Source organism: Deinococcus taeanensis (assembly GCF_020229735.1).
Taxonomy (GTDB): Bacteria; Deinococcota; Deinococci; order Deinococcales; family Deinococcaceae; genus Deinococcus; species Deinococcus taeanensis.
The window spans coordinates 1,566,843-1,593,704 of record NZ_CP083455.1 but is presented as its reverse complement, the minus strand read 5'-3'; the positions used below and the strand labels follow the sequence as shown (position 1 = coordinate 1,593,704).

Below are 26,862 nucleotides of genomic sequence, written 5' to 3'. Positions count from 1 at the left end.
ATTTTCCGGGACCGGCAGGAGCAGATCATGTGGTGGTCCGCACAGGGCACCTCACCCCCTGAAGTGGTCCGGTGCGTGCCGCGCAGGGTCAGGGCGGTGCTGGTTCCGGCGTCAGGCACTGACCCACTCCCGGAGCAGCTGCTCGAGGTGCGCGTCGTCCAGCTCGCCGTGCTCGGCGAGGGCCTTGATGTGATCAGTGACGCGCCGCAGGGCGTCCTCCCCGTAATGCAGCCCCAGTTCGCGGGCTTTGTACGCAATGGCGTGCTTGCCGGTCACCTTGCTCGCCGCCTGAATGCGGCGGCCCACGCCGAACACGCCGGGTGGGATGGCCTCGTAGGCCCCGGGGTTCAGGTAGATGGCCTTCAGGTGCATGCCGGCCTTGTGGTTGTACGCGAATTCGCCGGTCAGGTAGTTGTTCCACGGAATGGGCAGTCCCACCATGCGGGCGATCATGGCGTCCAGTTCGGGCAGCAGGTCCAGGTTGTATTTGTCGATCAGGCCCTGTGGGTCGAACGTGAACATGCGTGCCAGGAACCCGCCCAGAGGCGTGATGCCGTTGCGCTCCCCGATTCCGAGGATGGTGGTGTCGATGTGCGTGGCGCCGGCCTCCACCGCCTCGTAGGCGTTGCTGACCGCGCAGCCGGTGTCGTTGTGCCCGTGAAATTCAATGCCGCATTCGGCGTGAATGACCTTGCGGACCTCACGCACGAGGGTGTACACCTGCCGCGGCGTGGCGACCCCCACCGTGTCCGCCAGTCCGACGCGGTGAACGCCCAGGTCCGACACGGCGCGGTACACGGCCATCAGGTCGGCTTCCTCCGAACGGAAGGTGTCCTCGGCGCTGAAGCGGATCTGCAGGTCCGGATGGTGGGTCTTGATCCAGCTGATCACCTCCTGCGCCGCCTCGATGATCTGCCCGATGTTCTTGCCGTGGCTGAACTCGCGCAGGAACGAGCTGGTGCCGAACAGCAGGTCCAGGCCGTCCACGCCGGTGTCCACGGCGCGCTGCACGTCGTCCATGTGGCAGCGGACGTGCGTGAGGAACTTGGCCTTCAGGCCCAGTCCGGTGAGCCGGCGGATGTCGGCGTGCGTCTGGGCGCTGACCATCGGGGTGGTCACCTCAATGAACTCGGCGCCGAACGCGTCGAGGGCCCGGGCGATTTCAATCTTGTCGTCCGTTTTGAAGTTCCCGCGTGCGAACTGTTCGCCCTCCCGCAGGGTGGAGTCGATGATCGCCCACGCTGTTGCGGGGATCAGGGGGGCGGTCTGGTCGGGGGTCACGCTGGGGTCCTGGGTCATGAAGGCTGCCTCTTGTGCGGCATTCTGGCGCGCTGCTTGATAGATGTCAAGAAAAAATGAAAAATAGGTGCCAAATGAAAACATCAGCTGCCTATGGTCTGCCCGCTCTGACGGCTGGGCCAGATGGCCGATGTTGCCCTGACCGCCCGGGTGTAGGGTGGGGGTCATGTCTGCCGTGCACGCCTCTTCCCCGCCTCCATCTGAATCGATCAAGAGCCCGGCCCGTGAAATCGCCGCCATCGCGGTGCCCGTCAGTCTCGAAATGGTGATTCAGCTGGTCCTGACCTTCGTCAACCAGATTATCGTGGGCACCCTGGGCGCCGTCGCGGTCGCCGCAGTCGGACTCAGCGGCAGCCTCGGCTTCCTGTTCTTCATCACCCTGGGCGCCCTCGGCAGCGGCACCAGCATCCTCGTCGCCCGGCGCCACGGTGCCGGCGACCGCGCCGGCGTGAACCAGACCCTCACCACCAGCCTCCTGACCAGCCTGCTGCTCGCCGCCGTCCTGACCCTCCCCATCGTTCTGGGCGCCAGCTCACTGCTGCGCCTCGCGGGCGGTGAACCCCGCGTCACCCTCGCTGCGATTCCCTACATGCAGGTCAGCATGCTTGCCCTGATCCCTGGCACCCTCGCCTGGATGCTCAGCGGCGCCCTGCGTTCCCTCGGGCACGCCCGCACGCCCCTGGTCGCCACGGTCATTACCGTGATCGTCGAAAGTCTCACCGCGTACGGCCTGGTCTTCGGGGTCGGTCCACTCCCGCAGATGGGCGTGGTGGGCGCCGCGTGGGCCCTGGTGATCGCCAACCTGCTGAAACTCACGCTGCTGGCCGCGCAGATCTACGGGCCGCGTCACCTCGCCGCCCTGGCCCTCCCGGCCCGCGACAGCTGGCGCGCGATTGCCGGCCCCCTCCTGAGCATCAGCGCGCCCATTGCTTTCACCGAATTTGCCTGGAGTCTGGGCGGCTTCCTGTACGCCACCGTGTACGCCCGCGTCGGGACCGCCGCGCTCGCCGCCAGTCAGATCGTCGGAACGCTCGAAGGGATCTTCATCGTCGGCTCCTTCGGTCTGATGAGTGCCGCCACCGTGTTCATCGGCCGGGCACTGGGCGCTGGCGACCCGAACAGCGCGCGCCTGTGGCTTGCCCGCATCAGCCGCACCGGCCTCGTCACCGGCGTGGGCTTCGGCCTGCTGTTCGCGGCCAGCGCCTTCCTGGTGCCCGGTCTGTTCCCCCGTGTGGGCAGCGACGTGCACCACATCGCGCTGATTGGCATCCTGATCAGCGCGGTCACCCAGGTCGTGAAGGTCCGCAACATGATCATCGGCGGCGGGGTGCTGCCCGGCGCCGCCGACGGCAAGGGCGTCATTCTCGGGGACGTCGTGGGCGCCTTCGTGGTGGGCCTTCCCCTGGCCATCGGGCTGGGCCTGTACTCCCCGCTGGGTGTGTGGGGGGTGTTCCTGGCCCGCAGCGCCGAGGAGATCGCCAAGGTCATGATCTTCGAGTGGCGCCGCCGCCGCATCAACTGGGAGCGCCTCGCCCAGGAGCAGGCCGGGCAGACGCCGCAGGTCACCCACTGAGCGGCCACCCGGACGCCCCCGGTTCCACGGCGGGCGTACCATGGCGCGCATGACCACGCCCGCAGACCCGCACGCCCCGCGCCTCCTGACCTGCGACGTGCTGTACACCGGTATGGGCGGCGCGCAGAGTCCCGGCGCGGTGGTCGTGGTCGGCCGCACCGTGGCCGCCACCGGGCACCCGGACGCGCTGCGCGCCGCGTACCCGCACGCCACCCACGCCGGGCATCACGCCGTGATCGCTCCGCCCCCCGTGAACGCCCATACGCACCTGGACATGAGCACCTACGAATTCCAGGCCCTGCCTTACTTCCGCTGGCTGCCGGAAGTCGTGATCGCGCAGCGCGACCGGCGCGGCGCCCCCGCGGCGCAGGCAGGGGCACAGACGCTCGCCGCGCTGGGGGCGGGCGGCGTGGGCGACATCGTGTACATGCACACCCCGGACGTCATGGACACCCTGCTGGCCCGCGAGGACCTGCAGGGTGTTCTGTACTACGAGGCGCTCGGCGCCCTGCCTGAACGCGCCGACGAAACCTTCCGGCTCGTGCGCGAGCGGCTCGACCGCTGGCGCACGCTGGAGCGCCCCGGTGGGCCACGTGTGGGCCTCTCCCCGCACACGCCGTACACCGTCAGTCACCGCCTGATGCGCCTGCTCACCGAGTACGCCGCCGGTGAGGGCCTCCCGGTGCAGATTCATGTGGCCGAACATCCCGCCGAACTCGAACTGTTCGCCACCGGCGGCGGGCCACTCTGGACGCACCGTCTGCCCGTCTACTACCCGGCCACCTTCGAGTCCGTGATCGGCCGGCCACCAGAGCCCGAGCTGACCCCGGTGCGCTACCTCGACGACCTGGGCGCCCTGCGCGGCGCCCCCACGCTGGTGCACGTGGTGAACGTCACCCGTAATGACATCGCCCGCGTGGCCCGCGCCGGGAGTGCAGTCGTGACCTGCCCCCGCAGCAACCATCACCTGGAGTGCGGCGTGTTTCCCTGGGCCGCTTTCGCGGCGGCCGGCGTGGAGGTCGCGGTGGGCACCGACTCGGTGGCCAGCGGCGGAAGTCTGGACGTGCGCGACGAGGTGGCCTTCGCCCGCACCGTTCATGAGCGCCTGGATCCACGTGTGGTGGTGCGCGCGGCCGTAAAAGGCGGCCACCGCGTGCTGGGCACCCGCGCGCCCTTCATCCGGCGGGGTGAGGCCTGGAGTGACACCTACCTCTGGTAACGGTGTTGTGCCCCACGGAGGGTCGCCGCGCAGTGAGAATGCGCGGCGACCCTGGACCCTGACAGCTTAGGAACTCGTCGTGGCGGTGCAGGTGCCCATGGCTGTGGTCCCGGCACTTCTCAGGGTCAGGCGGCCGTTGTACGGCATGGACAGCAGCGTCTCGATCTGGCAGGAGTACACCCCGCCGTTCTCGGCGATCCAGTCGAACCGCAGCGTGCGGCGCGACGGGTCAAAGGTCGCGACCGTGAAACCCGCGCGGCCGCTGGAGAAGGCGTCCGCCTGGTCGCGGCCGTTCACGCTGGCGTTACCGTCGGGCACGTCGAAAAGATCCGGAATGTTCACGGTGGTTGTCACGGTGCGTCCGTCGATAGGGCCGCTCACCGTCCAGGTCTGCCCGACCGTAAGCGGGCCGGCGCGCCGGGGGGCGGGGCCGTCACTTTCTGCGTTCGCCAGCAGGGACGCAACGGGCCCGCAGGCCCCCAGCAGGGGCAGCAGGAGCAGGGCGGGCAGCACTTTCAGGTTCATGCGGGCAGGATAAGGGCCGCGCATGAGCGCCCTGCAGTCGTCCTTCACCTGCCCTGGAGCGCGCGTTCATGCTCCCTGAGCCGCGATCACTCAAGTTGCTTATGCGCGCCTCACTGAAATCACGCCGATGCCGCGCCGCGCCGCGCGTTATACTCGCTTGTCATGTTCCGTGTCCTGAACAAAATGTTCGATAACAACCAGCGCGACGTGGCGCACATCATCAAAACGATTGTGCAGCCCGTCAACGCGCTGGAAGAAGAAACCAAGCAGGTCGAGGACCTCGCCGCCGCTTTCATGGAGCTTCGCCGCCGCGTCACGGAGGGCGGCGAGTCCCTCGACGACGTCATCGTGCCCGCCTTCGCTCTCATCCGCGAAGCAGGCCGCCGCTCCATCGGGAAACGCCACTACGACGTTCAGCTGATCGGCGGGTACGCCCTGCACAAGGGCCGCATCGCCGAAATGCGCACCGGTGAGGGCAAGACCCTCGTGGCCACGCTCGCCCTTGCCCTCAACGCCCTTCAGGCGCGCGGCTGTCACCTCGTCACGGTCAACGACTACCTCGCCCGCGTCGGCATGGAGGAGATGGGGCTGCTGTACCGCACCCTGGGGCTCACCGTCGGCCTCGCCAGCCGCGAACTGCAACCCCACCAGAAGCAGGCCGCGTACGCCTGCGACATCACGTACGTCACCAACAGCGAACTTGGCTTCGATTACCTCCGCGACAACATGGCGCAGAGCCGCGAGGCGCTCTCCCTGCGCGCCGATCACCCGCTGAACTACGCCATCGTCGACGAGGTCGACTCGATCCTCATCGACGAGGCCCGCACGCCACTGATCATCAGCGGCGCCGCCGAGAAGGCCACCGACCTGTACTACGTGTACGCCAAACTCATCCGGCGCCTTCAGAAAGGCGAACCGGCCGAACCGGGCGTCCGCACCGAACCCACCGGCGATTACACCATCGACGAGAAGGGCAAGCAGGTGCACCTCACCGAAGGCGGCATCAGCAAGATCGAACGCCTGCTGTCCCTCAGCGACCTGTACAGCCCCGAGAACATGGACAAGGCCCACATGATCACCCAGGCCATCCGCGCCCGCGAGTTGTACCAGCGCGAGAAGGACTACATCGTGAATGCCGAGGGCGAAGTGGTGATCATCGACGAGTTCACCGGCCGCTCCATGCCCGGCCGCCGCTACGGCGAAGGCCTGCACCAGGCCATCGAGGCGAAAGAAGGCGTGAAGATCGAAAACGAGAACCAGACGCTCGCCACGATCACCTACCAGAACTTCTTCCGCCTGTACAACAAGTTCGCCGGCATGACCGGCACCGCCAAGACCGAGGAGAAGGAATTCCTCGACATCTACGGCAGTGACGTGCTCGTGATTCCCACCAACAAGCCCATCCTGCGCAAGGACGCCGAGGACCTCGTGTACCGCACCCGCAACGGCAAGTACAACGCCGTCGTGGAGGAAGTGCGCGAGATGCACGCCACCGGCCGCCCTGTCCTGATCGGCACGGCCAGCATCGTCACCAGTGAGCAGCTCAGCGACCTGCTCACGCAGGCCGGCATTCAGCACAGCGTCCTGAACGCCAAGTTCGAAGCGCAGGAAGCCAGCATCGTCGCGCAGGCCGGCCGGTCCGGCACCGTCACGATCGCCACCAACATGGCCGGCCGCGGCACGGACATCATGCTCGGCGGGAACGCTGAATTTATTCTCGGGGAAGCCATCGAGCAGAACTTCGGCATCAGCCGCTTCGCCCCCGAAGCGGAGGACTTCATCAAGGCCGTCAGCCGTCAGGATGCAAGCGCCGCGCAGACCGGCATGCTCATCCCCGGCATGACCGAGGCCTTCGCGCAGCAGGCCCTGCAACTTCAGGCGGACATCCTCGCCGACCGCGCCCGGGTCAAGGAACTCGGCGGGCTGCACATCATCGGCACCGAACGCCACGAATCCCGCCGCATCGACAACCAGCTGCGCGGCCGCGCCGGCCGCCAGGGCGACCCCGGCAGCAGCCGCTTCTACGTGTCCTTCGAAGACGACCTGCTGCGCCTGTTCGCCAACGACCGCGTGGTTGCCATGATGGACCGCCTCGGCATGGACGACACCCAGCCCATCGAAGCGAAGATGGTCACCGGCGCCATCGAGAAAGCCCAGGCGCGCGTGGAGGACCGCAACTTCAGCACCCGTAAACAGCTGCTGGAGTTCGACAACGTCATGAGCAAGCAGCGTGACACCATCTACGCCCAGCGCCGCGAAGTGCTGCTCGGGCCGGACCAGGACGTCGAGGAAAGCACCGAAGGCATGATTGCCGACTTTGTGGACGCCCAGCTTGCCACTTACCTCCCCGTCGACCAGCCTCACGAAACGTGGGATATCGAGGGCCTGCGCGCCGCCATCACCGACGCCGTGCCGCCGCTTGAAAGCTTCGACTTCGAGGCGCTGCGCACCCTGAGCCCCGCCGCAGCGCAGGACACCCTGCTGGCCGCCGTGGCCGACGCCTTCGATGCACGCCGCGATGAACTGAGCCCCACCATGCTCAACAGCCTCTCCCGCTACGTGCTGCTCCAGGTCGTCGACCAGCACTGGAAGGAGCATCTGCACTCCATGGACGTCCTGCGGCAGGGGATCGGCCTGCGCGGCTACGGACAGCGTGATCCGTTCACCGAGTACAAGTTCGAGGCCACGAACATGTTCAACGAAATGATCGACAACCTCAAAGCGGACGTCACCAAGTTTATCTTCCGGATGCAGTTCGGCCAGACGGCCTGAGCGGACCGAAATCACAGGCGCGTTCCCGGAGTGGGTACGCGCCTGTTCGCTGGTGATTTACACCGGCATTCCTTGAGCCTCGTTCGGGAGTCGCGCGCCTCCCGGCCCAATACGGGCGAGGTCGCCAGTGCCCTCAGGCGGGCAGGGCCCTAACGGTACAGACCCACCACCACGTAGTTCTCTCCAACGGTCGACGGCACGGTGTTCATGGGGGCCATGAAGTACCAGACGTCGTCCACCTCGGCGCCCAGCGTTCTGGGGACGGGGCCCGACGAGGTGGCGTCCATGACCTCGACCAGCCAGTCTGCGTCCACGGCAATAATGGCCTGAATGGTCCATTCCTGCCCACGCTCACCCGTCGCCAGCGCAAAATCCTGCTCCGTGAGGCTGGCGAAGTCGAAGTTCACCACGGTGCCCTTGGGCTGCAGCACGGCCGTCTTTCCATTGAAGGACTGGGCTTCATAGCAGGGCACGTCGATCACCCCGGCCTTCGGGACGGTGGTGCTGGAGATCCGGTAGAAGACGGGGTACATACCGCTGAGGGTACCTTCCCGGAACCGGCACGGCGGGAAGCATGAACCAAACCTCACCGTCAGGGTGAGGGCCCCTGCGGACAGGGGGCCGTTCAGATGAGGAACTGACCGTTCTCCTGCACAACCTCACCGTCCAGGCTGAGGCGGCCGCCCTGGCGCAGGTCGGTGATCAGGTCCCAGTGCACTGCGCTGGCGTTCACGCCGCCGGTCTCAGGGTAGCTTTTGCCGATGGCGAGGTGCACGGTCCCGCCGATCTTCTCGTCAAAGAGGATGTTGCCGGTGGGCACCTGAATCCCCCCGTTCGTGCCGATGCCCAGTTCCCCGAGGCGCCGCGCGCCGGGGTCGGTGTTCAGCGCCGCCTGCAGGGCGCTTTCGCCTTCGTCTGCGCTGGCGTTCACGACCGCGCCGTTCCGGAATTCCAGGCGGGCGCCGCGCACCATCTGGCCCTGGTACTCGGCCGGAACGGTGAACGTCACGGTGCCGCTGGCGCTGTCCTCCAGGGGGCCGGTGAAGACCTCGCCACTGGGCATGTTGCGTTTTCCGTCGCTGTTCGCCCAGGTGCGGCCGCCCACACGCAGGGTCAGGTCCGTGCCGGGCGCCTCGATGCGGACCACGTCCGCCCGGGTCAGACGTTCGATCAGGCGGGCCTGCGTGGCGCGCACCTCACCCCACGCGGCCACCGGGTCGGCGCGGTCCAGGAACATGGCGCGCATCACGAAATCCTCGAACTGCGCCTGGGTCATGCCGGCCTGCGCGGCGGCGTGCACGGTGGGGTAGAGGGTCAGGCTCCATTTTTTCCGGGCGCGCGCAGCGGCAATCGGCGCCTGCGCGGCCAGCATCCGGGCGCGCCGGGCGGCGTCTGCGCCCTGCGGGACTTCCGGCGTAAGGATGCGCAGGCTGCCGTCCAGGGCTTCCACGTCTGCAAGATCGGCGGGATGAATGGCGTCCAGAACGGCGTCACTTGCCAGCGCCGCAAAGTCGTCGAGTTGCCCGGGGTACTCCATGCGCACGGTGGGCCGGGCGCCGCGGGTGAGCAGGGCACGGGTCACCTCGCGGATGAGGGGCGCCGCACTCTGTCCGCCAGCCACGAGGAGCCGCTCGCCGGGCGCGGCACCCAGGCAGTAATCGGCCAGCAGGGCCGCGTGGAGGTCCGGGGCGTAGGGAATCAGGGAGTTCGTCTGCACGTCCGCGAGCGTAGCACCGGGCAGGGGCGGTATTCTCGCCGGATATGACGGTGCCTGTCCCTGCCGCGCTTGACCCCCTGAACACCGCTGTGCTCACGATCACCTGCCCGGACCGGGGGGGATCGTGGCGGCAGTGTCGCAGTTTCTGCACAATCACGGCGCGAACATCATTCACAGTGATCAGCACAGCACGGACCCTTCGGGCGGAACGTTCTTCATGCGGATGGAGTTTCACCTGGCGGGCCTGGATCTGGCGCGCGATCAGTTCGAGCGGGCGTTCGGGAACGTGGTGGCCGGTCCGTTTGGCATGGCGTGGCGCGTGAGCTACACCACGCAGCCTAAACGGATGGCGCTGCTGGTCAGCCGGTACGACCACTGTTTCCTGGATCTGCTGTGGCGCAAGCGGCGCGGTGAACTTGGTGTGGAGATCCCGCTGATCATCAGCAACCATGAGGACCTGCGGCGGGACGCGGAGATGTTCGGGATTCCGTACCACGTGGTGCCGGTCACGCGGGAGAACAAGGCGGAGGCGGAGGCGGAGCAGGTGCGTCTGATGCTGGAGGCGAACGTGGAGTTCGCGGTGCTGGCCCGGTACATGCAGATTCTGAGCGGCGAGTTCCTGCGGTCGTTCGGGCGGCCAGTGATTAACATTCATCATTCGTTCCTGCCGGCCTTTGTGGGGGCCAATCCCTACCGCGCGGCGTTTAACCGGGGGGTCAAGCTGATCGGGGCGACCAGTCATTACGTCACGGAGGAACTCGACGCCGGTCCGATCATCGCGCAGGACGTGATTCCAGTCACCCACCGTGAGACGCCGGACTCGCTGATGAGGCTGGGGCGGGATGTGGAACGTCAGGTGCTGGCGCGCGCCGTGAAGGCCCATGTGGAGGACCGCGTGCTGGTGTACGGCAACAAGACCGTGGTGTTCTGAGCGGTCAGCCGGGCGGGGTGGGCAACGCTTGAGCTGACCGATCGGTCAGGGGTAGGCTGGGCCGTATGGCGACCCTGTACCTCACCCTGCTCACCTTTCACAACCTCAACCGGTGGCTGATTCTCCTCGCGGGAGTCTGGGCCCTGGTCCGCACCATTCCAGGCGCCTCGGGCGGCCGGACCTTCACGCCCGCCGACCGCCGCCCTGTGGCGATGTTCATGGGCACACTGCACCTGCAGGTGGTCCTGGGCCTGCTGCTGTTCGCGTTCATGGGCATGCAGAACATTCCCCTGTTCGCGGGCGCACCCCGCAGCAGCTTCCAGTGGGAACACCTGGGGCTGGGGGCTCTCGCCGCCGTCTTCGGCACTCTTGCGAGCGTTCAGAGCCGGAAGGCACCCACCGACCCCGCGAAATTCCGCGCCGCAACCCTCTGGACGGCCCTGTCACTTGTCGTGATTCTGCTCGCCATTCCGTGGTGGCGGCCGCTGCTGCGCGTCTTCACTCAGTAGGCCCCACGGAGGAAACCCGGGTCGTTCACCTGCACCTGGGCTTTCGTTCTGAGGTCAGTGGGCTTGCTGCCCGCAGATGCAGGGGGCGTCCAGGCATCTGCCCCTGACCCCCCCCTGCACGCCTGAGCTTCAGCGGCCAGGTTCGATAATGACCTTGCCGGTCGTGCGCCTGTTCAGCAGATCCTCGAACGCCTGAACGCTCTGGGCGAGGGCGTAGGTGGGCCCCACCTGTGGAACGACCCGGCCGCTGGCCACCAGCTCGCCCAGCACGCGCGCAGCTTCGGCGGTGACGGTCGCGTCTGTCATCAGGCTGGTGAGCCACAGGCCCGTGACCGTCAGGTTCCGTTTCATGAGTTCCACCGGGCGCAGGTTCGCCTGCTCACGGCTGGCGTTCCCGATAACAATGATCCGGCCCCGGCTGGCGGCCATCTCCAGACTCTCCTGGAACCGTTTGCCGCCCACAACCTCCAGAATCAGGGGGACGCCCCGGCCGCCGGCGGCGTCACGGACTTTCTTCACGCGGTCCGGATCGTCCTGCAGCAGCGTCACGTCCGCGCCCAGGCGTCGGGCGATGTCCAGTTTCTCCTCCGTGCTGGCCAGAGCAATCACGTTCAGGCCGAGCGCGCTGGCAAGCTGGATGCTCGCGGTGCCCAGTGCGCCGGCGGCAGCCTGCACGAGGACCCATTCGCCGCTCTCGCCGCGCCCCAGGGTCTGCAGGGCGTGGTACGCCGTGAAGTAAGACACCGGAAAGGCCGCGGCCTGCGCGCCTGTGAGGGTCTGCGGCACGGGAACCAGGCCCGCGGCATTCACGGTGGCGTAGCGGGCCAGGGCGCCGCTGCCCCCGAGCGCCGCAACGCGCTGCCCAACCTGCACGCCGCTTACGCCTTCGCCCAGGGCGTCCACGATACCGGCGAATTCCATGCCGGGTGTGTAGGGCACGCGGGTGCGGGTCAGGTACTCTCCGGCGACCGCCAGGGCGTCCGCGAAGTTGATGCCCACCGCTTCAACCTCGATGCGGACCTCACCGGGACCCGGGCTCGGTACGGCCACGTCCTGGAGCTGCATCACGTCGGGCGGGCCGAGTCGGTCCACGCGGATGGCCTTCATGGTGTCGGTCATGCCGGGCAGCATACCCTGTGTTCCTCAGAAAGTGAACGTCAACGTACATCTTGAACGTGAACGTGTTTGACCCCCCCGGGCTTTCGTGGAAAGCTGGGGGCCGCAAACGCAATTCAACCCGCCTGACAGAGGAGGCCCCTATGAGCATCGTCGAACAGTCCCGCCATGATGACGTTCTCGTCCTGACCATCAACAACCCGCCCGTGAACGCATTCTCCCCCGGCGTCCCCGAGGGCCTGAAGGCCGGCCTGGACGCCGCGGCCGCCGACAACACCGTGCGGGCCGTCGTGATCATCGGCGGAGGCCGGACCTTCATTGCCGGGGCCGACATCCGCACGTTCAACCTGCCCCGCGAGCAGGCGCCCGACCTGCGCGGCACCATCGAGAAGCTCGACGCCTTCCCGAAACCCACCGTGGCGGCCATTCACGGCACCGCGCTGGGCGGCGGTCTGGAACTCGCCCTGGCCTGCGCGTACCGCGTGGCCGTCCCGGCCGCGCAGCTGGGCCTGCCCGAGGTGAAACTGGGCGTCCTGCCCGGCGCGGGCGGCACGCAGCGCCTGCCGCGCGTAGTGGGTGCCCGCAAGGCGCTGGACATGATGCTCAGCGGCACGCCCATCGGCGCAGCGGAGGGCGCGCAGCTGGGCCTGATCGACCGCCTCGTGGACGGCCCCCTGCTGGAGGGCGCCGTGACGTTCGCGCGCGAGGTGGCCGGCACCCGGCCTCTGCCGCGCATCAGTGATCGCAGCGTCACCGACGGCAGCCCTGAGGTGTTCACGGCTGCCCGGCAGGCCATTCAGAAAACCCACCGGGGCCAGCTGTCCCCGGCTCTCATCATTGATCTGGCCGAGATGGCGGCCACCGCGCCGTTCCAGGACGGCTGGACAGCCGAAGCGACGAAGTTCATGCAGGCCAAGGACTCGCCGCAGTCGCGTGGTCTGCGGCACATCTTCTTCGCTGAACGCGAGAGCGCCAAGATCGCGGGCCTGAGCAGGGACACCCCCACCACCGAGATCCGCTCGGCAGGCATCATCGGGGCGGGCACCATGGGCGGCGGCATCGCCATGAACTTCCTGAACGTCGGTATTCCCGTCACGATCGTGGAAACCGCCCAGGACGCCCTGGACCGCGGTCTGGCGGTGATCCGCCGCAACTACGAGAACAGCGCGAAAAAGGGGCGCATGAGCATGGAGGATGTCGAGACCCGCATGGGACTCCTGACGCCCACCCTGGACATGCACGACCTCCGGGACGCCGACATCATCATCGAGGCAGTGTTCGAGAATATGGACGTGAAGAAGGACATCTTCACGCGCCTGGACGCCATCGCCAAGGACGGCGCCATTCTCGCCTCGAACACCAGCACCCTGGACGTGAACGAGATCGCCAGCGTCACGGGGCGCCCTGAGAGTGTCATCGGACTGCACTTCTTCAGCCCCGCCAACGTCATGAAGCTGCTGGAAATCGTCCGGGCCGCCAAGACCAGTGACACGGTGCTGGCGACCAGCATGGCGCTCGCCAGGCGGATCAGGAAGGTGGGCGTGGTGGTCGGCGTCTGTGACGGTTTCGTCGGCAACCGCATGGTGCACCGGTACGGTGACGAGGCCCGCCGGATCGTGGAGGAAGGCGCCCGGCCCGAGGACGTGGACGCCGCCATGAACGCCCTGGGCCTCCCCATGGGCCCCTTCCAGATGAGCGACATGGCCGGCCTGGACATCGGGTACGCCATCCGCCAGCATCAGGCGAAGGTGCGCGGCCAGCCGCAGCCGGACGGGTGGCTGGACCGCATCGTGCAAGCCGGCCGCAAGGGCCAGAAGACGAACGGCGGAATCTACGACTACGACGAGAACCGCCGGCCCCGCCCGAACGCCGACATGCAGCGGCTCATCGAAACCTACCGCGCCGAGAAGGGCATCACGCCACGCGAAATCACCCAGGATGAGATCACGCGCCGCCTCACCGCCTCCCTGGTGAACGAGGGCGCGAAAATTCTGGAAGAAGGCATCGCCCAGCGTGCCGGGGACATCGACGTGATCTACATCTATGGGTACGGATTCCCCGCGTACCACGGCGGCCCCATGCAGTACGCCAGCGAGCAGGGCCTGCCCAGTGTGGTGGCCGACCTGGAACGCTACGGTCAGACGCCCGCGCCGCTGCTCAAACGCCTGGCCGACGAGGGACTGACCTTCGCCGATTACGACGCGCGTCGCCTGCAGGCCTGACGCCGCCGGCCGGGTCAACCCCGGCCCGGCACGCTCAGTTCGCACCCCCGGCGGCCCCCGCCGCCAAGGAGTTCCCTATGCGTGAAGCTGTCATTGTTTCTACTGCCCGCACCCCCATCGGCAAGGCGTACCGCGGAGCGTTCAACGCCACGCCCTCACCCACGCTCGCTGCGCACGCTATTCGCGCCGCCGTGGAGCGCGCGGGCGTGGAAGCCGGCGAGATTGACGACTGCGTGATCGGCGCGGCCATGCAGCAGGGCGTGCAGACCACCATAGGCCGCAACGCCGCGCTGCGGGCCGGACTGGGCGTCGGGGTGGCCGGCATGTCCATCGACCGGCAGTGCGCTTCGGGCCTGATGTCCATCGCCACGGCCGCCAAGCAGATCATCGTGGACCGCATGGACGTCTGCGTGGCGGGCGGCGTGGAGAGCATCTCGCTGGTGCAGACCAAGGAGATGCGGGTCGGGCCTGACCCGGAACTGCTGTCCATGCATAACGGCGTGTACATGCCCATGATTGACACGGCCGAGGTGGTCGGGCAGCGCTACTCGGTCAGCCGGGAACGCTGCGACGAGTATGCGTTTCGTTCGCAGCAGCGCACCGCCCGCGCGCAGGCACAGGGTCTGTTCGATGATGAGATCATTCCGGTCACGACCCGCATGGCCGTGACGGACAAGGAAACGGGCGAGGTGACCATGCGTGAGATCACCATCACGCGTGACGAGGGCAATCGTCCGGACACCACGCTGGAGGGGTTGCAGTCCCTGAAGGCCGTGCGTGGTGAAGGCAACCAGATCACGGCCGGGAACGCCAGTCAGCTGTCGGACGGCGCTTCGGCGTGCGTGGTGATGGAGGCCGGCCTGGCAGAACGCCGCGGCCTGAAACCGCTGGGCCGGTACCTGGGGATGGCGGTGGCCGGCACGGATCCGGACGAGATGGGAATCGGCCCGGTGTACGCGGTGCCGAAACTGCTGTCCCGCTTCGGACTGGACACGGAGGACATCGGCCTGTGGGAACTGAACGAGGCGTTCGCGGTGCAGGTGCTGTACTGCCAGGACCGCCTGGGGATTCCGGATGAGCGCCTGAACGTGAACGGCGGCGCGATTTCGCTGGGCCACCCGTACGGCATGAGTGGCGCGCGGCTGGTGGGGCACGCCCTGATTGAGGGGCGGCGCCGCGGCGTGAAGTACGTGGTGGCGACCATGTGTGTGGGCGGCGGAATGGGCGCGGCGGGGCTCTTCGAGGTGCTGTAAGCCGGGCAACAGAGCGGGTCGAGGGGGCGGGTGGGGGAGACCTGACCCGCCTCCTGTGCGGCCAGGCGCCGGAGAACGGGTGTCGGCTCATCACAATCACTTAACATCAAACGATTAAACTGAGGACATGACCCCACCTCTCATCCCCCACGGCCTGCACCACGTCACCGCCGTCACCGCCAACGCCCGCGAGAACCTCCGCTACTACACCGACACGCTCGGCCTGCGCCTCGTCAAGAAAACCGTCAACCAGGACGACGTCACCGCCTACCACCTCTTCTACGCCGACCGCAACGGCACGCCCGGCAGCGACCTCACCTTCTTCGAGTGGCCCGTTCCCCGCGAGGAACCCGGCAACCACTCCATCAGCCGCACCAGCCTCCGCATCCCTGAGGGCACCCTCGAGTGGTGGCACGAGCACCTCAGCGCCAGCGGCCGCGCCCCGCAGCGCGTCACCCGCGCCGGCCGCGCCCACCTCGACTTCACCGACCCTGAAGGCCAGCGCCTCAGCCTCGTCGAAGGCGGCCCTCAGGGCACCCCCTGGGAACACAGCCCCATCCCGGCTGACAAGCAGATCCACGGCCTGGGCCCCAGCGAACTCACCCTGCCCAACCTGTTCCCCACCACCCGCGTCCTTGAACGCGCCTACCACCTCACCCCCAGCGGCACGTACCCCGACCCGGAACAACCCGCGCGCATCATTCACGTGTACCAGATGGGTGAGGGCGGCCCACACGCAGAACTGCACCTGCGGATCGACCCCGCCCTGCCTGCCGCCCGGCCCGGCGCAGGCGGCGTTCACCACCTTGCCCTGCGCGTCCAGGATGACCAGTACCACGCCTGGAATGACCACCTGAGCGGCCTGGGCCTGCGCACCAGCGGCGAAGTGGACCGGCACTGGTTCCACAGCATCTACTACCGCGAACCCCAGGGCGTTCTGATTGAACTCGCCACCGACGGCCCCGGCTTCGCCGTGGACGAACACCCCGACCACCTGGGCGAGACGCTGGTTCTCGCGCCCTTCCTCGAACCGCGCCGCACACAGATCGAAGCGGGCCTCACGCCCCTGAAATAACGCCCGAAATGGCATGAACCGGGGCGGCCCCCAGCATCTTCTGGGGGCCGCCCCGGTTCACGCCTGCAACGCGTCAGGAACTGCGCAGCGCGGGCTCCTGGGACACGCCGCCGGGTCCCTCCCCATCCTCCGGCAGCCGGTCATCATGACGCACGCTCTTGTACCAGCCCCGCTGCCCGGTAAAATGCCGCCAGTACGCCATCGGCAGGCTCAGCAGCAGCACAAACGAGTACACCGGCAGGCTCAGCAGCGTGTACGGCACCGCTGTCCAGGGCAGCTGCCGCTCCAGCGTGTACCGCACCGCCCAGTTCAGCTGAAACGCCAGGGGCAGCACCGTGAGCAGCGCCCCCACAGCGCCCGGCAGCGCCAGCCCTTCCCAGCCGAACACCCGGCGCAACCCCTGACTGACGATACTGGACAGCAGAATCACGTTCAGCCACGGCGCCAGAATGAAGTAGCTGAAATCCAGCCGGGTCACCACGGACCCCGGCCGCTGCCACAGGCGCGGCAGGTACGACAGGCACTCCATCGCCCCCTGCGTCCACCGCACGCGCTGCCGGATGAACCCCGGCAGTTCCACCATGCCCTGCTGTCCCACCTGCGCCGTCAGGTATGCCACCCGGTGGGCGGGGGCGTGCAGCCGCACCTCCACCGCACTCGCGAAATCCTCCAGCAGCACGTGCGGCCACGGGCTCACGCCACGCGCCAGCTGGTCCTGCACGTAACTGGCCCGCATGCACTGCCCGTTCCCCGTCAGGGACGCCGTGCCTCCCCGGTGCCGGTAGCGCTGGATATGCCCGGTGATGAACGCCTCCAGGTCCTGCTGGAACAGCATCATCCGCTGCACGACACCAAACCATCCTGGTCCTGAACCGGTCTGCCGGAACCGCATCCAGCCCTGCGCCGCCATGACGTTCGGATCGTGGAAGGCGCCGCGCACCTGACGCGGAAACTCCGGCCCGATCCGTCCGTCCGCGTCCAGCACCACCATCACGTCCTGCTCCGGGTGCTGGAAGAACCCCTCAGTCAGGAGCCGCTGCACCGCCCAGTTCATCGCGCTGGCCTTGTTCTGCCGCGCTTCGGGCAGCGTCCGCCGCAGCAGCACCACCATCGGATCGCGCTCCGCGAACGCCGCGACGATCTGCGCCGTGCGGTCATCACTCGCGTCGTCAATCACGACGACCCGCGCGGCAGGCACGGTGGCGCGCAGGTTCTCCAGCGTCGCGTGAATCACCTGCGCCTCGTTCAGCGCCGGAATCAGGAAGGTCATGCCCACCCCGTGCTCCTGCTCGGGCGGGGTCGGGCGCGGCTGCGTGGCCGCCGCAAACTGCTGCGCAACATACAGGGAGAACACCACCAGCGCGGCGGCATCAACAGCACTCAGAACAGTCGACAAGATTCACCTCAGGACCGGCGCCGTCGTGGCGTCCGGCATAACCCTGCCACTATGCCCTGTTTCCCCCATAAACGCCACTCATGAAGGCCCCGTCACCGGGGGAAGTGAACGCCGCCCCCCTTGCCAGTAAGGGAGCGGCGCAGTGGCGGGAGATTACACGGAGCAATCGGCAATCGGGAGCGCCTGGACGCTCTTACGGACCGGGCTGACCGTGCCGTCCGAGGACGCCGCCTGCACGTCAACGAACGTCGCGCCCTTCACGGTGAAGGTGTTCACAGGCGTCACCGTGATTGCCTGCGCGCCCAGCATGGGTGTGCCCACACGCTGGGGGGCCGTGCCTGCGCCCACCGTGAACTCGTACGTGGATGGATGCGCGGAGTACGCGTCGCCCAGCGGGTTGGAGTACACCGTGCGGGTGGTACCGGTATCCCGGCCAACCAGGCGCACCCCGACCGTGCTGATCGTGCCTTCCCAGTCCAGGGTCACGCTGAGCCGGGTGCTGAGGTTGTCACAGATGATGGACGTGCCTGCCGGATAGGTGGTGCCCGTGGAGCTGTCCGTATAGGCGGTGGGCAGCGTGTACTGGCTCTGGTAGGCGAGCAGCTGGAAGTTGCGCACGGGGTCCGTGGTCCCGACAACCACCGAGCTGCTGCAACCTGCAAGAACACCGGTCAGGCCGAGGGCGGCGAGCATTCTCTTTTTCATACCTCTCACTGTGCCCGCCGAACCTGACCCTTTCGTGACGCGCCCTTAAGGGCGTCTGAGGAAAGAAAAACCCCCGCCGGAGCAGGGGGACAGCCGCAGAGACGTAACCGGACTCAGCGGTTCAGGGGCTGCGCCGTATTTGCCAGGGTGCAGTTCCGGTAAACCGCGATGTTGCCGGTGCTGCCCAGGTTCTTGCTGGTAATGGTGAATGCGGCGCCCGTGGTGGTGTAGACCTTCAGGTCCGCATAGAACGACCCGACACGATCAGTCGTGTTCACGGTGACCGGTTTTACGGTCCGGATGGCCGGAGGAGTGGGGGAAACCACGATACTGGCTGGCAGGTAGTCACCGGTCGCGGAGCGGAAATCGAAGACGGCCTTGTAATCGCCGTTTGCGTCGCGGACGAGTCCGCTGCCCTGAATGGTCTGCGTTTCGTCGTACTGGCTGCTGGTGGTGCCGCGCAGCGTCACGTCTACCTTGGAGATACTGCCTGCCGCCGCGAAGGTCACGACGACCTGGGTACTCGTGGCCCGGGTGGTGTCGGTGGGATTGGTGATGACATCACAGCCGACGTACTGCGCCGGGCTGGTCCCGGACAGGGTGTACTCCGTGCTGACCCCGGAGACCCGGGCATTGGCACTGCCGTCCGGCGCAGCGCCGAACGAACCGCAGCTGGTGAGGAGGCCGAGGGCACCTGTGGCGACGAGCAGCATCTGTTTCATGACTCTCACTCTGGAGCGTGAGCCTGACGGAATCGTGATGGTTTCCTGAGCGCGCTTGCACAGATCAAGAAAAGCCTCTGGTGCCAGCCCGCCTGCATGAGACACGCATGAAAGGCATGCGTTGCACAGCAACAGCACCTGACCCAGAGGGTCGGCAGGCCCCGATAAAAACCACCCCTGAACAGAAGTCAGGGGTGCGACAGGGCAAGAATGCTCAGGCTTTCGTGCAGCTGGCGTACACGTTGATGGGCGTGTCGTTCTTCACCGTGACGCTCGAACGACTGCGGGTGATGATGACCTCCGCCGTAAGGGCGGCGGTGGGGGCTGCCCCCACCGTCACGGCGCCCGTGGGACGCACGGTGGAACTGACCGTGAGGCTTTTGGAAGCAGTGCGGTCCAGCGCGATGAGGTACTGACCGTCCTGGGCGCCCTTCAGGAGGCTTCCGCCGGGCACGTCGGTGGTGCTCACAACGGTTCCGGCGCTGTCCTTGAGATTCACCTTGACGTTCTGAATGGTGCCGCTGGCGCTCAGGCCGATCACCAGCTGGCTTTTGCTGGCCGCGCCGTTGAGCTGATCGCACAGGGCAGGCGTGGCGGGCGCGCCCGTGGTGTACTCGGTGGTGACGCTCAGGAGTTTCTCGGAGCCGTCCGGGCCGCTGCTGAGGCTGCCGCAGGAGGCAAGAAGACCGGTAAGGGAAAGTGCAGCGAGGGTCACTTTATTCATGCGGCTCACTTTCGCGCTTCCTGAGGGCAGGAACATGATTGTTCCCTGAGAACCTGGAGGGCAGGTGCCCTCAGGCCATGGTGAGTGGCGTGCTCAGCGCAGCCGCCTCCGGATGCAGCGTGGGCAGTTCCGGCAGGTCGCGCCCCTCAGCGTCGATGAGGTGGCCGTACATCATGTGGGGGGTCGCGTGACTGATCCGGACACGGTACACGCCCGGCTGGTTCGCGCCGATCGCTTTGGGCACCACGGTCGGGTGGTTGCCGCGCGTGTGCCCCTCCAGGAAACTGGGGTCGTGCGCGTCGCCGCGCAGCAGCACCTCCTGAACGGTGCCCACCTTCCGGGCGTTCAGCCGGGCGCTCCAGTCCTTCTGCCGGGCGATCAGGCGGCCCAGGCGTTCGGTCTTCACCTCGCGCGGCAGGTCATCAAAATGCTTGTAGCTGGGCGTGCCGGGGCGCGCGGAGTACGCGAACATGTACGCGCTGTCGTACCCGACCTCGTCGTACAGACTGAGGGTCTCCTGGAAGTCCTCCTCAGTTTCGCCCGGGAAGCCCACGATGATGTCCGTGGCGAGAACAGCGTGCGGCAGGTGCTGGCGGATGGCGGCGATGTGCGCAAGGTACTGCTCGCGGGTGTACTCACGGGCCATGCGGCGCAGCACGCGGTTGCTGCCACTCTGAACCGGGAGGTGCACGTACTCGCAGATGGCGGGGGTGTCGGCCATGGCGGCCGCCACGTCCTCCGTGAAGTTCATGGGGTGACTCGTGGTGAACTTCACGCGCCGCACGCCGCTGCGCCCCACCAGCCGCAGCAGGTTCGCGAAGCTGGGGTAACCGCCGAGCTTCGCACCCTGGTCCACGCCGTAGGCATTCACGTTCTGGCCCAGCAGCGTGACTTCCTGAACGCCCGCGGTCAGCAGGGTGTCCAGTTCACGCAGGATGTCGTCGGGGTGACGGCTGACCTGCGGGCCGCGCGTGGTGGGAACGATGCAGTACGTGCAGTGGTGGTCGCAGCCCCGCATGATCGTCAGGTGCGCCTGCAGCTTCCCGGTGGGCGGCGGCGGAATGTGGTCGTGCAGGTCGTCCTTGAACGCCAGACCCCAGAAGCGTTCGTTGCTTTCCAGGGCCCGGCCGATGTCCAGCAGGCTGCCCGGGCCGAGCAGGACGTCCACGCCGAATTTGCGGGCCATCTGCTGCCCTTCATCGAGCTGCGCGAGGCAGCCCATCATGCCAACCACGAGGGGACGCTGCGCTTTGACTTTGCGCAGGTTGCCCAGCAGACTGCGAACCTTCTCGACCGGTTTGCCCCGCACGGCGCAGGTGTTGATCAGGATGAAGTCCGCTTCGTCAGCGCTGTCCACGATGGCCGCGCCGAAACTGACCAGCTGTGACTCCACGAGGTGCGTGTCGTACTCGTTCATCTGGCACCCGTAGGTGATCAGGTGAGCTTTCATGTGTGCCTCCACTGGGCCTGACGGATGGATTCCGGGGCCTTGATCTCGCGCCTGCACGGGGCAGACGCAACGCCGGATTGTACCGCGCCGCGGACTGCGTTCTTCAGGGAGTCCCGGCGCCCTGGGTGGGGTGCAGGGTGAGGGTGTAGCCCAGTGCCTCACGGCCCAACAGAACGGTGCGCAGGTGTCCGTCCAGGCGAGCCTGCCCGTCATGCTCGCGGTGCACGAGGTACAGGTTGGCACGAGCCGCGCCGTTCTCGTACAGATTCATGGTGAGCTCCGTACCGTCCTGAAGGCGTTTGAAGGTACCGTTCCCGGCGTACGTCTTGCGGCTTTCCAGATTCACGAGGCTGCCGCTCACGCGACCGTCGCGTTCCACCACGCTCAGCGCAAGACGGTATGGCACGCGGCCGGTGGGCCCCACACCCACGCCCTCGTACACGCCGTTCACCTGCTGTTCCAGGGCGGTGACGGGCGGGAAGTACGCGCCCCACGCGCAGCTTCCCAGCAGCGGAGCGCTCAGGAGGAAGGGGGCGAACTGAACGGGACGGAGGAGGGAGCGCATGCCTGCCAGCGTAAGCAGCGCTCATGAAGCGGGCCTGACGCCTGAGCGCCGCCGGGGAGTCCGGGCACGGCCGGGGCGGCGCGGCGGGGAGACGCCTCAGCGTTCAGCGCGCAGCGTGAACGGGTACGCTAAGCCGTTGACCCTCAGGGTGCCCGTCAGCGTCTCGCCGGTCACCGTGCCGGTGAGCAGCCCAGCCGCTTTCAGGGGCACGTTGCTCACCCCAAACCCCAGGAGACTGGCATTCAGGCGCGGCGTCTCTCCGGGGTCGATGGTGGCCGTCAGGACCGCGCCGGCTGGACCGGGGAGCTGCGTGCCGCGCAGCGCGAAGCTGTCACCACTGCTCAGGTTGCGGTACTGCCCCCGCGCGTCGTGCGTCACGGGATTGACGGTGTACGTGACGCGGACGCGCTGCGGGCGCAGCAGCACGCGCACCTCTCCTGCGTACGTGAGGGTGGGATTCGCCTGCGTGACGGGGGCGCACGCCCCCAGCAGCGTGCCCAGCGGCAGCAGCGCCGCCAGGGCGGTCCTCACGCGCGTTTCAGCGTGCCGGCCAGACCCAGCAGGCGGTCATCCTCGCCGTGCGGGGCGACCAGTTGCACGCCCACGAACGGCGTCGCCGTGGGGAGGGCCAGTGTTGGCGCGCCCAGCAGGCTGAACGGCGCGGTGAGCCGCAGCACCGCGCGCCGCAGCGTCTCCGGTCCGCCGGGCAGTGCCACCTCGTCCTGCTCCGCCAGAGGAGGCGGGGCAGGCACGGCCGGCGCGAGCAGCAGGTCGAACTGCCGGAACAGGTCGTCCAGCAGCGCGCGGTAGGCGGCGCGCCGCGCGTGCGCCGCCGTGACCTCCGCCCCGGTCAGTGCGGCGCCCTGGCGCAGGGCCGCGAGCGTGAACGGCAGGAACCCCGGGTTCTCCAGGCGCAGGGCCTCGCGGTGCACCGCCGCCGCCTCGCTCAGCACGATGGGCGTGTAGGCGTCGAGCACCTCCGGGAAGTCCACCGGGGTCACGGTCAGCCCGGCGGCCTCCAGCGTGCGGGCGTAGGCGTGCACGGCGGCGTGCACGTCCGGCGTGACCCAACCGTCCGGCAGCCACAGCCCCACGCGCAGCCCAGCCGGGGTCACCGGCGGGACCAGCGTTCCAGTCAGCGCCTCGTGGACGCGCGTGATGGTCCGCACGTCACGGGCCAGAGGCCCGGCGTGGTCGCACGTGCCGGAAAGCGGCAGCACACCGGTCGTCGGCCACGCCGGGTGATCCTTGGTGGGTTTGAAGCCCACCACGCCGCACCACGCGGCCGGCACGCGGATGCTGCCGCCGGTGTCGGTCCCCAGTGCGAAATCGACCTGCCCGAGTGCCACAGTGACGGCCGCGCCGCTGCTGCTGCCGCCCGGAACCCGCCCAGGCTGCGTGGGGTGGACGGTGCCGCCGTACCCGTTCCGGCCTGTGATGCCCAGCGCGATCTCGTGCAGGTGCGTTTTACCGGTCGCACTAGCGCCCAGCGCGAGCAGGTGAGCAACGAGGGGACTCACCCCAGGGTCCGGGACGGGCGCACGGGTGCTGGCGCCCAGCGGCCAGCCCGGGACGCCGAACAGGTCCTTCACGCTGAAGGTCAGGCCGCTCAGCGGGCCGCCCGGGCGGCCGGGCAGGGGAGAGGCCGGCCGGTACGCCCAGGCGCGCGGCGCGTCCAGGAACTCGGCAGAAGCGGACTCGGGGGTGACGTCACTCACCTGCCCAGCGTAGCGCGCCTTTCAGAACGGAATGATCGGCGCCTGCTTCCACTGTCCCTGCGACAGCGTGAACGGCCCGAAGTTCTGCAGTCCCAGCGGCCCGAAGTCCGCGGTGAACCCCCCGTCCACGCGGTACGTGACCAGCTGGCCGCGCGCCACTTTCAGGAAGGCGGCGGCGGTGTTCAGCGTGACGGGCAGGGTGATCTGCGCGACCTGCTCGGCGCTGCCGCGGGCGGGCAGGTCCACGTTCGGGAAGGTCACGTCGCCCACCGGCGCGCCGTCGATCACCAGGCTGCCGGCGAGGTTCGCCAGGCGCAGCGGCAGCGGGTTGGGGTTCGTGACCCTCAGGGTCATGGTGAGCTGGGCCACGGGCGCACGGCTGAACCCGCCGGGAAGGGTCAGGCTGGTCAGGCGCACCTGCTGCACGTCCACCTGCGGGACCTGCACAACCTGATTCAGTGGGGCGCAGGCGCTCAGGGCAAGGGCGGAAAGAGCCAGGGCCGCTGCGGGAACACGTCGCATGAGCGCAGCGTAGCCCGCGCGGCTCACGTGAACCTGACCGGACGGGGGCGGGCTGCTACGCTGCGCGCATGGCCTCCTCCTCCCGTCACGCGGCTTTCCGCTTTGCCCTGCTGGGCACGCTGCTCTCCGGCGCGGCCCACGCGGCCACCCTGAATTTCGGTGTGGCGTACGCACGGCCCGCCGAGCCGTGGACCTGGAGCACCTGGGGCACGCTGGGCGTCAGTGACCTCGACGCCCTCGGGGGGACCGTCTCGGCGGGCGTCAGCACCCGCGCCTTCACTGTGACGTACGCCCGCGGGCTGAGCCTGCCCCCTCTGGCGGCCGTGAATGCCCGCACTGCCCTCACCGTGACCGGGCAGGGCGGCGTTCACCTGGACACCCGGGTGTCCGGCAGCGCCGGTCCGGTGGCGGTGACCGGCGGCGCCGCGTTCTTCACGGTGCCGGTCACGGCGGCGGACCCGCTGGCCACGTTTGCCCTGGCACCCGCAGACCTGCGCCCCAGCGGCCGCAGTGGCGACCTGACGGTGCGTTACCGCGTGAACCGTGACCTGGTCGCGGTGCTTGGCGGTGAATTCGGCGCGCAGGATCACGCGCTGCTGGGCGTGGAGGGCCGCCGGGTTCTGACGCGCGCGCTGCCGCCAGAGGAGGAGGACGGAGAGGGCGCGCCCGCAGGGGACGCGGACCCGGCGGCGCATGAGGCCGAGGCCCCTGCCGTGGAGGGGGACCTGCCGGAGCCCACCGGACCGGAGGCGCCTGTCGAGGCCGGGCCGGCCGAACCGGAAACGGAGCCGGTGGGCACGCTGTCCTGGCGATTGGGCGCGCGCGCCGGGCGGGACATGCTGGCCGCCACAGGGGGTGTCGGGTACGCCACGCCGGCAGGACTGAGCCTGAATCTTGACGCACTGATTGGCGTGAGTGACTGGACGACCGCCGCCACCTTCGATGCCCGGCGCAGTTGGGGCGTGACCGGCAGTGTCGGCGCCCTGGACGTACTGGGTGAGGGCAGCAGCGTGCGGGTGTATGCCGCGTACGAACCGTGGCGCCTGGCCAGTGCGCCGTTACGGGCGGGCGCCGAGGCCACGCTGGTGGCCGGCCCGGGCAACGTGACCCTGAACGTGAATGGTGGCCGGACCCTGACCGGGCAAACGGGCTTCGGGGTCAGGGTCTCGTACGCGCTGCCTCTGGCGCCCAGCCCGAAGTGAACCTGACGTGAATATGACAGGAAATCTCGTCTGGGCGCATGAATAAAGCCGTGGTCAGCCGCAGGCTTCCCTTCTCATGAGTCAGGGCGTGATACTGCCGGACATGACCAGACGCCTGACCCTGACCCTTCTGGCGGCCCTTCTTCCGGCCGCCGGAGCCCAGACTGCCCAGGACATCATCGGCAAGGTGGACGCCACCCAGAAAGCCGCCCGGGATGTCACGTTCCGCCTCAGTGGCACCGCCTCCCTGGATACGTCCGCCCAGAAAGTGGACCTGACGATCAAGGCCATCCCGGCGCAGAGCCTTGCCCGCGTGCAGTTCGCCGCGCCGGACGCCCTGGCCGATAACGTCGTCGTGGCTGATAAGAACGAGATTCGGCAGTACATGTACCTCACCAACCAGATCACCGTGACCAGCGCCCAGAAGGCCGCCAGTCAGGCGGGTCTGGGTCTGGATTTCACGCAGCTGAGCAACACTGCGGACCTGCTGTCGAATTACAACGTGAAACTCGTCGGCACCACCGGTGCTGCTGGCAAGCGGCTGTACCAGCTGGAGGCCACCGCCAAGAGCGGCGGCACGGACCGCACCCGCGTGTGGATCACGGAGGCCGGCTGGCGTCCCACCCGCATTCAGCTGGTCGGCAGCAATGGCAGGACCCTGGCGGACCTGACGGTCTCGAACTACAAGGTCAACAGTGGCCTGACCGCCAGCGCGATCCGGATGCTGCCCAAGGACGCACAGATCATCAAGCAGTAACAGCCCTTCGTTTCGCCGCCTGCGCCGAACTCTGGCGCAGGCGGCTGCTGTGTGAACCACAGGGAAGTAGGTAAAGCAGAGCCCCCCGCCGGTGGGGCGGGGGGAGTCGGTGAACGCTCTGCGATCTGGTGGTCAGTTCAGGACGCGGCGGGCGCCGTCGTAGCGGCTGGCCCAGTAGGCGTTGCCGAACAGCGGCTCGATCAGGGTGCGGCCGTGGTAGCTGTTGGCGTTGGCCATCATGCCGTCGCCCATGTAGATGCCGACGTGGCTGGCGGTGCGGCCCATGGTGTTGAAGAACACGAGGTCGCCGGCGCGCAGGTCGCGGCGGCTGACGGCACTGCCAGTGTGCCACTGCTGGGCGGCGGTGCGGGGCAGGTTCACGCCGAGCTGGCGGAAAACGTTCAGGGTGAAGCCGCTGCAGTCCAGACCGCCGTTGCCCGTGGCGCCCAGCACGTAGCGGACGCCCAGGAAGCGTGTGGCGGCGGCGCGGATGAAGGAGCTGCCCTGCTGCGTGGGGGCGGTGACAGCGCGGGGCGCCGACTGGGCCGGGGCGCCTGAACCGCCAGTGCTGAGTTTCTGCCCGACCTGGATGGTGGAGCTGCCGAGTCTGTTGAGCTTCAGCAGGGTGGCGGCGTCAACACCGGTGGCGCGGGCGATGGAGTACAGCGTGTCACCGGGTTTGACGGTGTACGTGGCGGCGTGAGCCGTTGCGCTGAGGGCCAGGAGGGTCAGGAAGATTCGGGAGGCGTTCATCGACCCTTGAAGTTTAACGCATCTTTATTTATTCGCCCTTAATTCATCTGCAAACGGCACCTGTTTATGCACCCATACGGACTCTATGCGGGCTGTGTGGAGGCCTTGTGAGAGGCCCTGGTCCAGGTCTGGTCAGG

The 26,862-nt window shown here is 67.9% G+C and carries 24 protein-coding genes and 1 pseudogene; 10 read left to right on the top strand and 15 right to left on the bottom strand.

Features of this window, described 5'->3' with window-relative positions:
* Positions 1 to 111: 111 nt before the first annotated feature.
* On the bottom strand, positions 112 to 1,299 hold the full coding sequence (gene lysS / locus LAJ19_RS07725; RefSeq protein ID WP_225475200.1) for a homocitrate synthase: 1,188 nt from the start codon (positions 1,297 to 1,299) through the stop codon (positions 112 to 114).
* A 166-nt stretch (positions 1,300 to 1,465) separates the two neighbouring features.
* Between lysS and LAJ19_RS07720 the strand changes: the two genes are divergently transcribed.
* Together LAJ19_RS07720 and LAJ19_RS07715 are read left to right on the top strand one after the other, a co-directional pair.
* Positions 1,466 to 2,872 (top strand): MATE family efflux transporter, encoded by a 1,407-nt coding sequence (locus tag LAJ19_RS07720; protein ID WP_225475199.1) that lies wholly within the window; start codon positions 1,466 to 1,468, stop codon positions 2,870 to 2,872.
* A 49-nt stretch (positions 2,873 to 2,921) separates the two neighbouring features.
* A complete protein-coding gene (locus LAJ19_RS07715; RefSeq protein ID WP_225475198.1) occupies positions 2,922 to 4,091 on the top strand; it encodes an amidohydrolase family protein in 1,170 nt (389 codons plus the stop codon).
* Positions 4,092 to 4,157: 66 nt separating this feature from the next.
* Here LAJ19_RS07715 and LAJ19_RS07710 read toward each other — a convergent pair whose 3' ends face one another.
* Positions 4,158 to 4,616: a hypothetical protein gene (locus tag LAJ19_RS07710; protein ID WP_225475197.1), complete on the bottom strand. Its 459-nt coding sequence runs from the start codon at positions 4,614 to 4,616 to the stop codon at positions 4,158 to 4,160.
* 162 nt (positions 4,617 to 4,778) lie between these two features.
* Between LAJ19_RS07710 and secA the strand changes: the two genes are divergently transcribed.
* Positions 4,779 to 7,388, top strand: a complete 2,610-nt coding sequence (gene secA, locus LAJ19_RS07705) for a preprotein translocase subunit SecA (protein ID WP_225475196.1) — start codon at positions 4,779 to 4,781, stop codon at positions 7,386 to 7,388.
* Positions 7,389 to 7,537: 149 nt separating this feature from the next.
* Here the strand turns inward: secA and LAJ19_RS07700 are convergent, their stop codons facing one another.
* Positions 7,538 to 7,921 carry a hypothetical protein gene (locus LAJ19_RS07700; protein ID WP_225475195.1) on the bottom strand — a complete coding sequence of 128 codons (384 nt, stop codon included), beginning with the start codon at positions 7,919 to 7,921 and terminating at the stop codon, positions 7,538 to 7,540.
* 92 nt (positions 7,922 to 8,013) lie between these two features.
* Positions 8,014 to 9,105, bottom strand: a complete 1,092-nt coding sequence (locus tag LAJ19_RS07695; protein WP_225475194.1) for an aminopeptidase — start codon at positions 9,103 to 9,105, stop codon at positions 8,014 to 8,016.
* 44 nt (positions 9,106 to 9,149) lie between these two features.
* Here LAJ19_RS07695 and purU point away from each other — a divergent pair.
* Together purU and LAJ19_RS07685 are read left to right on the top strand one after the other, a co-directional pair.
* Positions 9,150 to 10,036: pseudogene (gene purU / locus LAJ19_RS07690) on the top strand (formyltetrahydrofolate deformylase).
* Positions 10,037 to 10,101: 65 nt separating this feature from the next.
* A complete protein-coding gene (locus LAJ19_RS07685) occupies positions 10,102 to 10,545 on the top strand; it encodes a hypothetical protein (RefSeq protein ID WP_225475193.1) in 444 nt (147 codons plus the stop codon).
* A 129-nt stretch (positions 10,546 to 10,674) separates the two neighbouring features.
* Here LAJ19_RS07685 and LAJ19_RS07680 read toward each other — a convergent pair whose 3' ends face one another.
* Positions 10,675 to 11,664, bottom strand: a complete 990-nt coding sequence (locus tag LAJ19_RS07680; RefSeq protein WP_225475192.1) for an NADPH:quinone oxidoreductase family protein — start codon at positions 11,662 to 11,664, stop codon at positions 10,675 to 10,677.
* A gap of 140 nt (positions 11,665 to 11,804) precedes the next feature.
* Between LAJ19_RS07680 and LAJ19_RS07675 the strand changes: the two genes are divergently transcribed.
* From LAJ19_RS07675 to LAJ19_RS07665, 3 genes are all read left to right on the top strand, one after another.
* Entirely contained in the window at positions 11,805 to 13,883 is a 2,079-nt protein-coding gene (locus LAJ19_RS07675) for a 3-hydroxyacyl-CoA dehydrogenase NAD-binding domain-containing protein (protein ID WP_225475191.1), read from the top strand.
* Positions 13,884 to 13,960: 77 nt separating this feature from the next.
* On the top strand, positions 13,961 to 15,136 hold the full coding sequence (locus tag LAJ19_RS07670) for an acetyl-CoA C-acyltransferase (RefSeq protein WP_225475190.1): 1,176 nt from the start codon (positions 13,961 to 13,963) through the stop codon (positions 15,134 to 15,136).
* Between the two features lie 127 nt (positions 15,137 to 15,263).
* On the top strand, positions 15,264 to 16,211 hold the full coding sequence (locus LAJ19_RS07665) for a ring-cleaving dioxygenase (RefSeq protein WP_225475189.1): 948 nt from the start codon (positions 15,264 to 15,266) through the stop codon (positions 16,209 to 16,211).
* Positions 16,212 to 16,284: 73 nt separating this feature from the next.
* Here LAJ19_RS07665 and LAJ19_RS07660 read toward each other — a convergent pair whose 3' ends face one another.
* The 9 genes from LAJ19_RS07660 to LAJ19_RS07620 form a co-directional block, all read right to left on the bottom strand.
* Positions 16,285 to 17,607, bottom strand: a complete 1,323-nt coding sequence (locus tag LAJ19_RS07660) for a glycosyltransferase family 2 protein (protein WP_225475188.1) — start codon at positions 17,605 to 17,607, stop codon at positions 16,285 to 16,287.
* 153 nt (positions 17,608 to 17,760) lie between these two features.
* The gene (locus LAJ19_RS07655; protein WP_225475187.1) at positions 17,761 to 18,312 is read right to left on the bottom strand and encodes a hypothetical protein; all 552 of its coding nucleotides are present in this window, start codon (positions 18,310 to 18,312) and stop codon (positions 17,761 to 17,763) included.
* 113 nt (positions 18,313 to 18,425) lie between these two features.
* The gene (locus tag LAJ19_RS07650) at positions 18,426 to 19,034 is read right to left on the bottom strand and encodes a hypothetical protein (RefSeq protein ID WP_225475186.1); all 609 of its coding nucleotides are present in this window, start codon (positions 19,032 to 19,034) and stop codon (positions 18,426 to 18,428) included.
* A 214-nt stretch (positions 19,035 to 19,248) separates the two neighbouring features.
* Positions 19,249 to 19,758, bottom strand: a complete 510-nt coding sequence (locus tag LAJ19_RS07645) for a hypothetical protein (RefSeq protein ID WP_225475185.1) — start codon at positions 19,756 to 19,758, stop codon at positions 19,249 to 19,251.
* Positions 19,759 to 19,828: 70 nt separating this feature from the next.
* Positions 19,829 to 21,208 carry a tRNA (N6-isopentenyl adenosine(37)-C2)-methylthiotransferase MiaB gene (gene miaB, locus LAJ19_RS07640; protein ID WP_225475184.1) on the bottom strand — a complete coding sequence of 460 codons (1,380 nt, stop codon included), beginning with the start codon at positions 21,206 to 21,208 and terminating at the stop codon, positions 19,829 to 19,831.
* Positions 21,209 to 21,311: 103 nt separating this feature from the next.
* Positions 21,312 to 21,773: a hypothetical protein gene (locus LAJ19_RS07635; protein WP_225475183.1), complete on the bottom strand. Its 462-nt coding sequence runs from the start codon at positions 21,771 to 21,773 to the stop codon at positions 21,312 to 21,314.
* Positions 21,774 to 21,869: 96 nt separating this feature from the next.
* On the bottom strand, positions 21,870 to 22,304 hold the full coding sequence (locus LAJ19_RS07630; RefSeq protein ID WP_225475182.1) for a hypothetical protein: 435 nt from the start codon (positions 22,302 to 22,304) through the stop codon (positions 21,870 to 21,872).
* Entirely contained in the window at positions 22,301 to 23,491 is a 1,191-nt protein-coding gene (locus LAJ19_RS07625; protein WP_225475181.1) for an amidase, read from the bottom strand. Before LAJ19_RS07625 ends, LAJ19_RS07630 begins: the two co-directional genes overlap by 4 nt.
* Positions 23,492 to 23,512: 21 nt before the next feature.
* Positions 23,513 to 24,013: an LEA type 2 family protein gene (locus LAJ19_RS07620; RefSeq protein WP_225475180.1), complete on the bottom strand. Its 501-nt coding sequence runs from the start codon at positions 24,011 to 24,013 to the stop codon at positions 23,513 to 23,515.
* Positions 24,014 to 24,081: 68 nt separating this feature from the next.
* Between LAJ19_RS07620 and LAJ19_RS07615 the strand changes: the two genes are divergently transcribed.
* Together LAJ19_RS07615 and LAJ19_RS07610 are read left to right on the top strand one after the other, a co-directional pair.
* A complete protein-coding gene (locus LAJ19_RS07615; RefSeq protein WP_225475179.1) occupies positions 24,082 to 25,215 on the top strand; it encodes a hypothetical protein in 1,134 nt (377 codons plus the stop codon).
* 103 nt (positions 25,216 to 25,318) lie between these two features.
* A complete protein-coding gene (locus tag LAJ19_RS07610; RefSeq protein ID WP_225475178.1) occupies positions 25,319 to 25,972 on the top strand; it encodes an outer membrane lipoprotein carrier protein LolA in 654 nt (217 codons plus the stop codon).
* A 132-nt stretch (positions 25,973 to 26,104) separates the two neighbouring features.
* Here the strand turns inward: LAJ19_RS07610 and LAJ19_RS07605 are convergent, their stop codons facing one another.
* Positions 26,105 to 26,725 (bottom strand): C40 family peptidase, encoded by a 621-nt coding sequence (locus tag LAJ19_RS07605; RefSeq protein WP_225475177.1) that lies wholly within the window; start codon positions 26,723 to 26,725, stop codon positions 26,105 to 26,107.
* Between the last annotated feature and the right edge of the window lie 137 nt (positions 26,726 to 26,862).